This window comes from Photorhabdus noenieputensis (assembly GCF_018448935.1).
In the GTDB taxonomy this organism is placed as follows: Bacteria; Pseudomonadota; Gammaproteobacteria; order Enterobacterales; family Enterobacteriaceae; genus Photorhabdus; species Photorhabdus noenieputensis.
Genome location: NZ_RCWC01000035.1, coordinates 1 through 13,077, shown reverse-complemented (window position 1 = coordinate 13,077; position 13,077 = coordinate 1). Strand labels below are relative to the sequence as shown.

At 43.5% G+C, this 13,077-nt stretch carries 12 protein-coding genes and 1 pseudogene; 5 read left to right on the top strand and 8 right to left on the bottom strand.

Translation table 11 applies throughout. The features are described from left to right. Positions 1–55 precede the first annotated feature (55 nt). A complete protein-coding gene (locus EAE91_RS19030; protein WP_011147363.1) occupies positions 56–535 on the bottom strand; it encodes an Hcp family type VI secretion system effector in 480 nt (159 codons plus the stop codon). Between the two features lie 649 nt (positions 536–1,184). Here EAE91_RS19030 and EAE91_RS19025 point away from each other — a divergent pair. Beyond that, positions 1,185–1,505, top strand: coding sequence for an antitoxin of toxin-antitoxin stability system (locus tag EAE91_RS19025; protein ID WP_244868937.1), 321 nt, complete (start codon positions 1,185–1,187; stop codon positions 1,503–1,505). Then, entirely contained in the window at positions 1,502–2,014 is a 513-nt protein-coding gene (locus tag EAE91_RS19020; protein ID WP_214089858.1) for a hypothetical protein, read from the top strand. The genes EAE91_RS19025 and EAE91_RS19020 overlap by 4 nt, the downstream gene beginning before the upstream one ends. Positions 2,015–2,253: 239 nt before the next feature. Here EAE91_RS19020 and lsrG read toward each other — a convergent pair whose 3' ends face one another. From lsrG to lsrA, 6 genes are all read right to left on the bottom strand, one after another. Next, positions 2,254–2,553 carry a (4S)-4-hydroxy-5-phosphonooxypentane-2,3-dione isomerase gene (gene lsrG, locus EAE91_RS19015; protein WP_214052881.1) on the bottom strand — a complete coding sequence of 100 codons (300 nt, stop codon included), beginning with the start codon at positions 2,551–2,553 and terminating at the stop codon, positions 2,254–2,256. An 11-nt stretch (positions 2,554–2,564) separates the two neighbouring features. Continuing rightward, positions 2,565–3,440, bottom strand: coding sequence for a 3-hydroxy-5-phosphonooxypentane-2,4-dione thiolase (gene lsrF, locus EAE91_RS19010; RefSeq protein WP_214089857.1), 876 nt, complete (start codon positions 3,438–3,440; stop codon positions 2,565–2,567). Positions 3,441–3,508: 68 nt separating this feature from the next. Beyond that, complete coding sequence (gene lsrB, locus EAE91_RS19005) at positions 3,509–4,528, bottom strand: autoinducer 2 ABC transporter substrate-binding protein LsrB (protein ID WP_214089856.1); 1,020 nt, start codon at positions 4,526–4,528, stop codon at positions 3,509–3,511. Positions 4,529–4,589: 61 nt separating this feature from the next. Beyond that, complete coding sequence (lsrD, locus tag EAE91_RS19000; RefSeq protein ID WP_214089855.1) at positions 4,590–5,591, bottom strand: autoinducer 2 ABC transporter permease LsrD; 1,002 nt, start codon at positions 5,589–5,591, stop codon at positions 4,590–4,592. Continuing rightward, positions 5,591–6,592 carry an autoinducer 2 ABC transporter permease LsrC gene (lsrC, locus tag EAE91_RS18995; protein ID WP_214089854.1) on the bottom strand — a complete coding sequence of 334 codons (1,002 nt, stop codon included), beginning with the start codon at positions 6,590–6,592 and terminating at the stop codon, positions 5,591–5,593. Before lsrC ends, lsrD begins: the two co-directional genes overlap by 1 nt. Then, positions 6,586–8,121 (bottom strand): autoinducer 2 ABC transporter ATP-binding protein LsrA, encoded by a 1,536-nt coding sequence (gene lsrA, locus EAE91_RS18990; RefSeq protein WP_214089853.1) that lies wholly within the window; start codon positions 8,119–8,121, stop codon positions 6,586–6,588. Before lsrA ends, lsrC begins: the two co-directional genes overlap by 7 nt. A gap of 231 nt (positions 8,122–8,352) precedes the next feature. Here lsrA and lsrR point away from each other — a divergent pair, with 231 nt between their 5' ends. From lsrR to EAE91_RS18975, 3 genes are all read left to right on the top strand, one after another. Then, positions 8,353–9,354, top strand: a complete 1,002-nt coding sequence (lsrR, locus tag EAE91_RS18985; protein WP_214089852.1) for a transcriptional regulator LsrR — start codon at positions 8,353–8,355, stop codon at positions 9,352–9,354. 89 nt (positions 9,355–9,443) lie between these two features. Next, on the top strand, positions 9,444–11,036 hold the full coding sequence (lsrK, locus tag EAE91_RS18980) for an autoinducer-2 kinase (protein ID WP_214089851.1): 1,593 nt from the start codon (positions 9,444–9,446) through the stop codon (positions 11,034–11,036). 336 nt (positions 11,037–11,372) lie between these two features. Beyond that, on the top strand, positions 11,373–12,839 hold the full coding sequence (locus EAE91_RS18975) for a nucleotidyltransferase domain-containing protein (RefSeq protein ID WP_214089850.1): 1,467 nt from the start codon (positions 11,373–11,375) through the stop codon (positions 12,837–12,839). 116 nt (positions 12,840–12,955) lie between these two features. Here EAE91_RS18975 and EAE91_RS25075 read toward each other — a convergent pair. Next, positions 12,956–13,077: pseudogene (locus EAE91_RS25075) on the bottom strand (IS982 family transposase); the annotation flags it as partial.

Here is a 13,077-nt window from a genome sequence, read left to right as displayed (position 1 = left end):
TATTTTGAGGTTTATCTAAATACCTCCCGTTTGGGAGGTGGTATTTTATTGAGAGTTAATATACCGTATCTTCCCATATACTATAACCGCCGGTCCCTGCGATAATATGGTTCCACGTTATACTTTTATATATTAACGATAGCGTTTCTTGAGGTTGCTGGTCATTATTTTCTAAAGAGTTAGGATGGAGTACACTGTATTCCAATATTTGAGCTCCGATTAGCTTTAAATTAAAATATAATTCTAATCCTCCATTTAAACTTGTCCGATAATGGTTAATAAAACAATCCATTACTTCATTATTGGAAATTGCAACACCTAACAGAGGTGTTGATTTATCAATGGGTTTTCTAATTATCACCGGTTGATGTTTAACGTTTTTCTTACGTAACATTGAGTGGCTCAAACCGTAAACCAGAATTTCATCTTGATGGTTAACTTGGTATTTATTACCAATCGAGTCAATTGATGAACAACCCGCAGAGATGAGTCCCTGATTTTTTCCTTTTATCGTCAGATAGATTAAGTCAGCCAAAATATATTTACTCCTATGTCATTGGTATGAATGATGTAGATAAGAAAGTAGTTTTGTTTTCAGACTCATCTCTCTTTCTTCTAACTTTCGTCATGCTGCCAAGAAGGTAAAACATAAGTATGCTTGCCTGTTTGGAGAGCATTTTGAAATATCCTAAGTTAGTATCAAAGAGGAGAATGCTGATCAAGGCTCTTTCCATTCCTCAAAAATAGCGAAATTTGATTAAAAGTCAATCTTTTTGGTTGGTTTTAAAGCAATTGTTTATTGACGATATCGGTATTATTAACACGATATTCAGTAATGCAGATTTTGACTTTGAGAGATTTTGTTGGGAATTATTACTTGTTGATTTTAGTGATAGGCAAGGAGAATGTAGCGTTATTCTTGGGGGGATAAATATGAATAGAGGTTTATAGAGAAAGAACGTAGAGGGGAATAAGGAATATTGATGCCGCATGAGTCCCTCTGGTTGCAAATATATACTACTTCACAGTATAGTCCTCAGAAGTAAAAATATGATCAGAGTGTACTGGTTTATTATGAGAACCCTGTAAATTAATAATTTATTAATCTACGAGATGTTAGTGGTATCCGAATATAGCTCTATATTTAGAGCTATATATGGCAGCGTTCAGTGGAGGTATTCTATATGTATATGTTACAGAAGGTTATGTGTGGTTACACCATACCGATAAGCAAGTTCAAAGCCAATCCTAGCGCGGCATTGGCGGAAGCCCAAGGAGATGCTATTGCTGTCTCATCAAACAATCAGATCCAGTTTTATGCTGTGCCTGCACATATGTATGAAGAGATTATTAATTTTGTTGAGTTTGCTAAACGAGGGACAACTGAGTTAAAAAACATTCCAGCTAATTTTACTGGTGAAGGTTTGGATATGAATCAGGTTGCTACTGAGATGGCAACGAAACTCAAACGCGGTTCTCTGTACTTAAGGCCGATAAAAAAGTGAATCAGAAAGCAGAGCTTGAGATTCGACCCAAAAAGAAAGGATTTAATAAGATAAAGGCAGATAATTCTGTTAGGAAACTATCATCTGAACATGAGCAAGATCGTGATGCTCGCTTTTCAGCACGTCGAAAGGCTTTAAAGGAATTAATCCTATCAGATTCAATCTGGTTAACCTCGATGGCTGTTTCAGAGGGGTACGGGTTTAAATCCAGTAATAAGAGCTCAGGGCCAAACAGATGGAAAAATAGTAATAAGATTTTTGCGATTACGATTGATGGTAAAGATTATTTTCCTCAATATGCTTTGAATGAAGATTTCAAACCGCTTGATATTGTTAAGAAAATAATCACGTTATTTGGTAATAAAAAGACCTCTTGGGGATTGGCTGTTTGGTTTGGTTCGCATAATAGTTGGTTAGGTAACAAAAAACCCAAAGAAGTTTTGAGAACAATGCCAGAGCAAGTACTTATTGCTGCTAGGGAAGAACTGGAAAGGGGTGTTCATGGTTAAGAAAAAAGACCAAGAATTACAAGGAGCTTAAAACCCCCGGGCAGAATATCCTATCCCGGATAATTTAGTGATTTAAACGAAGTTGTATTTTATCGTTATATTGAAGCGTTTTATACCCTATGGATTTCAAGATGCATCGCGACGGCAAGGGAACGAATCCCCGGCAGCATAGGTAACTATGTGACCGGGGTGAGTGAGTGCAGCCAACAAAGAGGCAACTTGAAAGATGGCGGGTATATTTATTTTATTTCTGGCATCACACCAATAAACGATCTCTTTTTCCTTGGTTCAGACATCAGGGATTCGAGTTGTTCGACACATTTCAGATAATGAGGGGTTTGCTTGTGTATGTTAGCCGCGTTTTCATCAACATAGGCTTCATAAATATAAAAGCGGGTAGGGATATTTTCATCCCGTAATACATCAAAACGTAAATTGCCTGCTTCTTTAATTGATCCCAAATGATTAAGGCGAAAAACTTCAATAAATTCGTCTAATTTGTCTTGCTTAACATTAATTTCAACCAAAGTTACGTGCATCTCGATTCTCCTTATTGTTTTTCACTTAAAAATAACTCGTAAGCTTTGTTGGCACTCTCATTCTGATGTACGACGGCTTGAACCGCTTTTAACATGGCAACCGGTGCTTCGGATTGGAAAATATTACGTCCCATATCAACACCGGCAGCCCCTTGATCAATAGCCTGGTAACACATTTCCAGAGCCTCTTTTTCTGGTAACTTTTTACCACCGGCAATCACAATAGGAACTGGACATCCGCTGGCAATACGCTCAAAGCCAGTATCGACATAGTAAGTTTTAATGATTTGTGCGCCCATTTCGGCCGCAATGCGCGTCGCCAGAGAAAAATAACGTTGATCCCGAACCATATCTTTCCCAACGCCGGTGACTGCCATTGTTGGCATGCCGTAACGCATTCCCTGATCGACTAATTTGATAATGTTCTTAATTGATTGATGCTCATATTCAGAGCCGATATAGACCTGAGCGGCTACCGCGCAGACATTCAGGCGTAAAGCATCTTCCATCGCAACCGCGACTGCCTCATTAGACAGCTCCGTCAGAATCGAGTTGGCACCGGAGGCCCGCAAGACCACGGGTTTGTTGGTCGCGGGTGGAACCTGACTACGCAGAATACCGCGGGTACACATCAAGACATCGGTATGGGGAAACAGCGGAGCAATATTGATATCAATGCGTTCAAGCCCGGTTGTTGGCCCCTGAAAATAACCGTGGTCGAAAGCCAGCATAACCGTTCGATTGGTTTTAGGATTAAAAATGCGTGAAAGTCGTGATTGCATTCCCCAATCCAGTGCGCCACAGCCTTTCAGTTCAAACAGGCTGTTCTTCTGCGGGATATCAATACCAAAATCTTTACCATCTTTAATATCATCTAAATCTGCCATTTTTCTTCTCCTAACTCACTGACATTGGGCCAGCAACCATGCATGGCAGAGATTGCTGGGCCGTAGTATTAGAAATCGTATTGATTGATATTGTCTTTGGTGAAAATAACCCGTTCAGGCAGAACAACAATACCGTTTCCTTTAGCTTCATAGCGGTAGCCTTGAACGCGGTTTGGCACCACTTCAACAATACCAATATCGGGAATATCTAGTTTATCGCCGACATTTAAATCACCTTTCTTGAGTAATTGATTGGCGACATGAATTGATATTTTGCCTTGGTTGACCACATCCCAGAGCCCGAATTGCTTGACGGTTCCGCGTTCAACATAAGGGCGCATGACATTGGGGGTGCTGAAACCCACGATTGCAACATCTTGTCGTTTCAGATTTTCCGCCGCTTGTGCCGCGGCTGGCAGGGCATTGGCATCTGGGGCAATAATGGCGTCCAGATCACTCCAGGCTTTTAAGATCCCTTCCGCGGTTTGTAAGGATTTGGTTGCATCGTTATAACCAAACTGGGTGGTAACAATTTCCCAACCCGGATGTTCCGTGGCAATTTTATCTTTGGCTTCTTTTACCCATTGGTTCTGGTCAGTTACCGTTGGGCTGGAGTAGAAAAAGGCGATCTTGGCTTGCTTTTTTTGCACCTGATTGGCAGCCATATCCACCAGCATTCCGCCCAGTTGGTTCGGCGTTCCTTGGTTAATATAGATAGAACGACATTCCGGCGAAGTGTCTGAATCCCAGGTTAGAATTTTCACACCTCGTTGCATGGCCCGTTTCAACGCAGGGCATAGGCCATCCGGTGAAACCGCAGAGACCACAATAGCGTTATAGCCTTGGTTCACAAAGTTGTTGATAAGTTGAACTTGCCCGGCAACACTGGGTTCTGTTGGCCCATCATAGGTCACATTGACACCCAAGGTTTTCCCGGCGGCTACCGCACCTTGGCCGCCACTGGTAAAAAAGCCGACACCGACCAGTTTAGGGATGAAAGCGATTCTTTCGGCGGCGTGTACCCAAGAGGCGCAAGCCAGACTTAATAGGCTAATTAGAGCCAGTTTTTTCAGGATTAATGTTTTCATTACTCTCTCCATTTGTTGGGTTTCAGAGGGGTTGTAATGTCATAAAATTCAATCTGTAAGTTTATGAAGACAATCTCTGATTTCGCCATCGCTGTATCCAGTCACGGATTTGGTGGTGGTGCAGGCTGATGGAACGTCCTACCACGGCAATAATCAACAGGGCACCGGCGAGGGCACTGGCGACCTGATTGGGGACGCCAGCCATCAGTAACCCCTGTTGTAAATAACCAATTAATAATATAGCCAGCGCGGTGCCGATGATTGAACCAGAACCACCGTAAATATTGGCTCCGCCCAATACTACTGCGGTGATTGCCGGCATCAGAAATGACGCGCCAAGGTCAGAGCGAGCTGATCCAAAATAGGAAACTAATACAATGGCGGCGATAGCAGAAGCTATGCCGGTCAGGGAATAGAGAAGATACAGTGTCCGGGCAATGGGAATTGCTGCGTAACGGGCAACTTTACTGCTTTGTCCAATCAGAAAAATATTGCGTCCACTGTGGGTACGATGCATGAATAGCCAGCAAATAAGGACACAAAGTAGAAATAGCATCAATGGCATAGGCAGGCCAAATAAAGTCAAATTAGCGAAATCAGTCAATGCTGGTGGAAAGCCGCCAATACCTTCGTAACCGGTTGCACCGGAGATGCCGGAAAGCAGCAGGGCACTGCCACCGAACAGATATAGGGTGCCGAGTGTGATAACTAATGGGTTAATGCCGGTATATAAAATCAGCGCCGCATTGATTATTCCACATATCGCACCGACCAGTAGTGTCAAAGGAATAGCGGCAGCCATTGGAATACCGGCCTGATTCATCACTCCGAGCGATATCGCGCACAGACCAATGGTTGAACCGAATGAAATATCGATGCCGCCACTCACAATAACCATCGTCAGTGGCAAGGCCACAATCCCGATACAGATAAAATCACTGGTACTCAGCAACAATATATTGATATCCAGCATGCGCGAGTTTGCTATGCCAAATAGCAGAATTTCAATAATCAGTAATGCGGCTAAGGTGAATTCCCAACCATAACGTTGACCGATACTCATTATGTCACCTGATTACTTTTGTCATTTTTGAGGAAACGGGCATATTTCTGTTGTCGGATATTTTTTTCGATGGCACAACGAAGGCGTCCATCAAAAATCAATACCGCCAGCAGAACAAATCCGGCAATAAAATCATTCCACCAGGCAGGGAGTTTTAGCAGTACTAATCCGCTGTTTATCTGTGTCAGGAAAAATGCGCCTAAAATAGCGCCGATCACTGTACCAGTGCCGCCGAGCAGACTGACGCCTCCTAGCACACAAGCGGCGATAGCTCTCATTTCCAGCCCACTGCCGGTCTGATTCGGAATAAAACCGATCTGGGAGGCAAAAACAATCCCGGCCAGTGCTGCCATGACGCCATTCACGGAGAAAGCGATAATTTGAATGCTATCTGTACGAACGCCCAGTTGACGAGCGCCTTGCAGGTTGTCTCCGGTGGCGTAAAAGCTCCGGCCAAATGTGGTTTTTGCTAGTATCCACGCCACTGTTAATATCAGGATCATTAACAGCCAGCCGATAGGTGAGATATTGAGCCATAAAGGTGCGGAAAGGCGCTTTAATTCGTCCGGCAAGCCTTCAATCCATTTACCGTCAGTAAGCAATAACATCAGGCCGCGGTAGAGCCCCAAGGTACCGAGGGTGGTAACAATCGCGGGAATTTTCAGCCAGGCGACCAGTGCGCCATTGATGAACCCGGCACACATACCGAGCAGAAGAGTCAACAGGCAGGAAACCGGCAGGCCAAAACCGGCATTCAATGACATTCCCATAATGACTGCGCATAAGCCGACAATGGAACCGACAGAGACATCAATATTGCGAGTCAGCATGACCAGTGTTGCCCCTATAGCAAGCAAGATAAGGATCTGCGCACTGCTAAAAACGAGGGTGACAGTGTGTAAGCTAAAGTACTGGTGGTCGATGATACTGAGTAAGCCAAATAGACCGAGAATGGCAATCAATGCGGTAATTTCGCGGTTATTCTGGATAAGTTTCAACATGATGCCGCCTGTTGTGGTTTATGTTCGCCGAAGGCGATATGCATAATGGTGTCAACATCCATCTGTTGCTTAGTTAATTCGCCATTGATTTCGCCCTGATGCATGACTAATACCCGATCAGCCATGTGAACCACCTCATCCAGATCCGATGAAATAAAAATAATGGCTACTTGCTGTTGGGCGATATGGCGAATCAGTTGATAAATATCATTGCGTGCCGCGACATCCACACCACGTGTAGGTTCATCAATAATCAGGACGGCGGGGTGAGCTTCCAGACATTTAGCAATCAGAATTTTTTGTTGATTACCGCCGGACAGTGTTTTGATCGGTTGGTTGATATGGTTGAATTTGATATTCAGGACTTGGCAATAGCGTTCAAGTACCGCGGTATCGTAGGCAGGGCGTATCCAGAATGTATTGTGGTTGTGGGTTAGAGAGCAGATATTCCAGCCGAGTGATGAATCCAGAAATAACCCTGATGATTGCCGATCTTCCGGCAAATAAACCAAACCTTGAGCCAGACGTTGAGCGGTTTTTAGCCCATTGACAGCATGTTGTTTTAACTTGATTTCACCGGATATCGCAGGGCGCAGGCCATAAAGTGTTTCAGCCAGTTCTGTACGGCCTGCGCCGACAACCCCGGCCAAGCCAAGAATTTCACCCGGTTTTACTGAGAATGTGATATTGCTGAAACCCTCGCCGCTCAGTTTTGTGACTGTCAGTATTGGTCGATCTGGCGCTGTTTGGTGCTGGTTATTTCCGAGATCCAGACCCAATTTTGGGGTGCCATTTAATGGCTGATTTTTCGCGACGGGTGTAATGGCCTGAATAATGTCATTGGTTGTGTAATCGTGGATTTTGCCACTTAAAGCAATACTACCGTCACGCATGACACTGACCTGATCCGCTAATTGGTAAATTTCAGGGATCTTGTGAGAGATAAAAATGATGCCGACGCCTTGCTGTTGTAACTCGCGGAGCTGGGTAAATAGGCGTTCGGTTTCTGCTGGTGTCAGGGAGGCGGTTGGTTCATCAAGGATTAAGATTTTCGAATTACGCATCAGGCCACGCATAATTTCGACCAGTTGCTGATCGGCAACATTAAGGTTGCTAGCACTGACATGTAGATCTAATTGACAGCCAAGTAATGCCAGTAGCTGCTTCATTTTAGGCTTATCTACCTGATGCTTTGGCAAACGAAACAGGATGTTTTCCTGCACAGACAAATTCGGAAATAGCAATGGTTCTTGTGGTATCAGATAAATACCGAATTGATGGGCTTTAGTGGGATTAAGATGGCTAACATGATGACCGCTAATCTTGAGAATGCCTTTATCCGGCTGTTCGATACCGGCAATAATCTTCATCAGTGTTGATTTGCCCGCGCCATTACCCCCTAACAGAGCATGTATCTGCCCCGGAAGCAGAGTAAAATCAATATGTTTCAGTACCATTACGCCGGAAAACTGCTTACTGATGCCACTGACTTCTAATAGCGGTGGTACTGCGGTGTTGTTATGTAACATCGCGGCATCCTCTTACATACAGGTGCGGAGGCAAATAAAATGAACATTTATCTATTTAAAAAACAATTGTTCAACATGGTAGCTGTTAAACTGTGATATTGGCAATATTTAGATCACACTTTGTGAAAAATTTGCATATTAATTGCATTGTGTTCAAATTTTTGCGGTAAGACTCTGGCGTGTTATACGTTTTAATGGTTATCTGTTGAGTGCGGATAAAAGAAAGTGGTTATGTCGATAAAATCAGTGAAAGAAAAATCAGTGAAAGAGAAAAATATATCGTCTGAGGACACCTATCCGGGTAATAGCATGAGTGAAGAAGAGCTGCTTGCGCGTATTGCATGGTTTTACTATCACGATGGCCTGACACAAGGCGACATCGGCGATTTGCTTGGTTTGAGCCGGTTAAAAGTTTCCAGATTACTGGAGAAAGGTCGGCAATCAGGTGTCATTCGGGTACAAATTAACTCTCGTTATGAGGGGTGTCTGGAGCTGGAAGATACCCTGCAAAAACATTTCTCTTTGAAACAGGTACGCGTTTTACCTGCGCTGGCGAATATGAATCTTAATGCCAGATTGGGGGTTGGTGCGGCACATTTGCTGATGGCATTGATTGAACCGCAGCAATTATTAGCAGTGGGATTTGGTGAAACTACCATGTGCACATTGCAACATTTAAGTGGTTTTATCTCATCACAACAAATTAGGCTAGTCACATTATCCGGTGGTGTCGGTCCTTATATGACCGGTATTGGTCAACTGGATGCAGCTTGTTCAATCAGTATTATCCCCGCCCCATTACGTGCTTCCACGGCTCAGGTTGCTGAAACATTCCGTCAGGAGAGCAGTGTCCGTGATGTTTTGCTAGCGGCTTGTGCGGCTGATATTGCTATCGTTGGTATCGGTGCGGTTAATCAGCAACAACAGGCGACAATTATGCGTTCTGGTTATATCAGTGGTGGTGAACAGCTAATGTTTGGCCGGAAAGGCGCGGTGGGCGATATCCTTGGCTATTTTATGCGCGCTGATGGTGAACTGGTGGAGGATATGCAGATTCACCAAGAGCTGATTGGTATCTCCATGCCGGAACTAAAAACCATCCCGACAGTGATTGGCGTGGCGGGAGGGGAAGAGAAAGCGGAAGCCATTATTGCTGCGCTGAATGGTCAATATATCAATGGACTGGTGACGGAAGAACAGACTGCCAAAGCAATGCTGAATTTGCTGCGTTGAACCCTGTATTGACGCTATCCGTGAAATAAGCAGAAAAAATTTGAGGTAAAGCTATAAGTTCAAAAAGTAATTAAACTGAGGATAGCATCATGAATCAACGCCGTAGTGCTAATCCATCGGGAAAATATCTGATGGCGCTTGATGCAGGAACAGGGAGTGTTCGTGCAGTGATATTTGATCTTGAAGGGAATCAGATCGCCGCAGGACAGGCTGAATGGATACATCAGCCTGTACCTGATGTACCGGGCTCAATGGAGTTTGATTTAGCGACGAACTGGCAACTTACATGCCAATGTATCCGCCAGGCGCTGAAAACCGCACAATTGCCCGCTAGTGCTATTCAGGGGGTGGCATCCTGTTCCATGCGGGAAGGCATTGTGCTTTATAACCGCAATGGTGAGCCGATCTGGGCTTGTGCCAATGTGGATGCGCGTTCCAGCCATGAAGTGAGTGAATTGAAGGCGCTGTATAACAACACTTTTGAATATGATGTTTATCAGTGTTCAGGGCAAACATTAGCCTTGGGGGCAATGCCTCGTCTGTTATGGTTGGCTCATCATCGCCCGGATATCTATCATCAGGCGACGGCCTTAACCATGATCAGCGACTGGCTGGCAAATATGCTCAGTGGTGAATTGGCTGTCGATCCCTCCAATGCTGGTACGACAGGCATGCTGGATCTGGTAAGCCGTGATTGGCGTCCCGATCTACTGGAAATGGCAGGATTGCGTTCCGATATTCTTTCGCCGGTAAAAGAGACGGGAACCTTGCTAGGTTACGTCACTGAGAAAGCCGCTGCTCAATGTGGACTGAATGTTGGCACACCGGTCATTATGGGTGGTGGTGATGTACAGCTAGGCTGCCTTGGTTTAGGTGTGGTCAAGCCAGCTCAGACCGCCGTGATTGGTGGCACATTTTGGCAGCAGGTGGTCAATTTGCCGGAACCGGTCACTGACCCAAATATGAATACACGGATAAATCCTCATGTTATTCCCGGTATGGTTCAGGCGGAGTCCATTAGTTTCTTTACTGGCTTAACCATGCGTTGGTTTAGGGATGCATTTTGCGCGGAAGAAAAGCTATTGGCGGAGCGTCTTGGTGTTGATACTTATAGCTTACTGGAGGATATGGCGGCCAGAGTCCCGGCAGGCGCTTACGGTATCATGCCAATTTTCTCTGATGTGATGCGGTTTAAAGCTTGGTATCACGCCGCACCTTCCTTTATTAACCTTTCCATTGATCCTGAAAAATGCAATAAAGCGACTCTATTTCGTGCGTTGGAAGAGAATGCAGCGATTGTCTCGGCCTGTAACTTGGATCTGATTTCTGCTTTTTCCGCAGTGAAACCGGATTCACTGGTATTCGCTGGTGGTGGTTCAAAAGGAAAATTATGGAGCCAGATTTTATCTGATGTGACAGGATTGCCGGTTCGGGTGCCGATGGTTAAAGAATCGACCGCTTTGGGGTGTGCAATTGCTGCCGGAGTGGGGGTTGGGCTTTATGATGCAATGGGGATGACAGGAGAAAGACTGGTGCGTTGGCAACATGAATATCAGCCAAATCCTGAACATTATGAAGTGTATCAAAAGGCTAAACAGGACTGGCAGGCGATATATGCTGATCAATTAACGTTGGTCGATCATGGTTTGACAACTTCATTGTGGAAGGCACCGGGACTATAGCTTGCAATGGATTGATCTGCCGTATTGCTAGGTGCGCTTGTGCTGATAGGCGACTTGTGCACCAAGTATTTTCTTAATTTTTTAATTAATTTTGCATGGATTGATGGTAATGGTTACTTGTCTCATGCAACCGTACTATTGTTCGGTTTTATTCAACTAAGAATGAATAGACATGTAGGAACAGAAGAGCTTCCGAAAGTCTTGGAACAAGCATATCATTCTTAATAATCCGTTTTTAATTGAGATCCCTGTTGCTTACGACTATAACCTATTAAAGCATGTGGCTTGATTCGATGCATGATTTATAGACTTGATATACTTATAGAGTAAATTTATATGGACGCAAGAACTGACTATTTTATTCAGTCCGCATTAGAAGTTTTTGGAGAAAATCTCCTTGGTATTGTGGAAACTGATTCATATCTCCGCCAACCTGATTATTCTTCTCGGTGTGTGAGGCATTTCTACGTGATTGTAACTGACAATTTAGTCACAGATTGCATTACATCGCTAAGATATCTTCAGGCGGAGTTTTTTGAGTTCACCCTAAATTATCTTACGATTAGTGAGTTATCGTATTATCCGCCTCATTGTATGTGGCAATTTACTAAGAATCCTTGGCTCTTACGGTCAGAAAAAATAAGTGATGTGGTACTCCCTAATATCAAAGGAAATCTTGATATATATAGACAAGCAGTTTTTAGCGTTGCTCATATTGCGCGTCTTTACTACCTCAGAAACTTAACGCCAAAGACTCACGTTTGGGGAGTACGCCAGCTTGGTTGGGCAATGCGTTACGCCGAATTTGGGCTATATCGTCTGCTCGAATCGACGGAACTATCTTGTATTCACAAAGATAGCGTGTATGTTTTGAAAGCGCCGATAGAAGACCTTAATTGGTTGACCTCTTGCAATACATCTTGGCAAAAGTTCGAAGAAGAGCTTTTGTCCGATATTAATATTTTCCGTGATGCAGCGGCGCGGTTAAGTAAAATTGCGGAGTACTATTCGGCATTATTACAGCACTTGTACCCAGAGGCACGTATTGTTCCAGCACATGGTAAAGTAGACTATCTTCTTTCATTACAACCCCTCATCGATCAAGTGGTTATTATTTTAAGGCAGTTTATTGGAGATAGATTATTAGCTTTTTATCTCCACGGTAGTGCTGCCCGGGGTGATATGCGAAGTGGTTCAGATATAGACTCTATTGTTATTGTGGATAAAGTTGATACAGTTATCCTTGAAGCAATTCGCTCAACGCAATCCAGGTTCAAGGATTTATCCATCTCCGTATATAGTGAATCGAATATTCACCAATATCCTAGTTTCAGAGCATATGCGCTCATCAATGGAACTAAGAGAGTCTATGGTAATCTTGCTTTAGAAATGAAACCGTCATTGAAAGGTGATGTATATGGCATTATCAACAATCTATTTACTATCAGGCAAATAGCTCGTTCTTATCTGATTTCTGGTACATATGGACACCGGGCACATTATATGCTTGGACTGATGATGAAACTCACCGATCACGGTTGCTTACGACCTTTGCAAATCCTAAAAAGTGGTTTCTACCCAACAAAAAAAACTCAGGTTTTGGAATACTATGGAGATAACGAAATTCTCATTGGTATTATTAAATATACGCAAAACCTAAAAGAATGTGAGAATACGCTAAAGCAAAAATTGCTTATTGGAAGTCGAGCAGAATTAGAAAGTTTATTCTATTCATTACTTGACGCATGTGAAATAGTAGCAGAGAGATTAAATATGGTACAGGTCGAGAAGTCAATTTTATAGACGGAATGACGCTAGTTCTTTTAGCTAAACATATTACGATGAGTAAGGTATTGATTCGTATCTAAACATCGTCATTAGCTAGTGCAATAATTTAATTATTGTAATCCTATTTAACCTCAGCTTCGTTTAAAAATAGCGATATCACAATCCCGTAAATTCAAGCTCGGTTTTTTAGGTTGGAATGTATAAGCAATTAGGCCAGCGACGATTTCCAATAAAAAACCGAGTTGACTGCGGT

Excerpts from the sequence above, each read along its gene's own strand:
- lsrG (WP_214052881.1), bottom strand. The coding sequence starts at position 2,553 with ATGCACGTAACTTTGGTTGAAATTAATGTTAAGCAAGACAAATTAGAC.
- lsrA (WP_214089853.1), bottom strand. The coding sequence starts at position 8,121 with ATGTTACATAACAACACCGCAGTACCACCGCTATTAGAAGTCAGTGGC.
- lsrF (WP_214089857.1), bottom strand. The coding sequence starts at position 3,440 with ATGGCAGATTTAGATGATATTAAAGATGGTAAAGATTTTGGTATTGAT.
- lsrD (WP_214089855.1), bottom strand. The coding sequence starts at position 5,591 with ATGAGTATCGGTCAACGTTATGGTTGGGAATTCACCTTAGCCGCATTA.
- EAE91_RS18975 (WP_214089850.1), top strand. The coding sequence starts at position 11,373 with ATGGACGCAAGAACTGACTATTTTATTCAGTCCGCATTAGAAGTTTTT.
- lsrR (WP_214089852.1), top strand. The coding sequence starts at position 8,353 with ATGTCGATAAAATCAGTGAAAGAAAAATCAGTGAAAGAGAAAAATATA.
- EAE91_RS19025 (WP_244868937.1), top strand. The coding sequence starts at position 1,185 with ATGTATATGTTACAGAAGGTTATGTGTGGTTACACCATACCGATAAGC.
- lsrC (WP_214089854.1), bottom strand. The coding sequence starts at position 6,592 with ATGTTGAAACTTATCCAGAATAACCGCGAAATTACCGCATTGATTGCC.
- lsrK (WP_214089851.1), top strand. The coding sequence starts at position 9,444 with ATGAATCAACGCCGTAGTGCTAATCCATCGGGAAAATATCTGATGGCG.
- lsrB (WP_214089856.1), bottom strand. The coding sequence starts at position 4,528 with ATGAAAACATTAATCCTGAAAAAACTGGCTCTAATTAGCCTATTAAGT.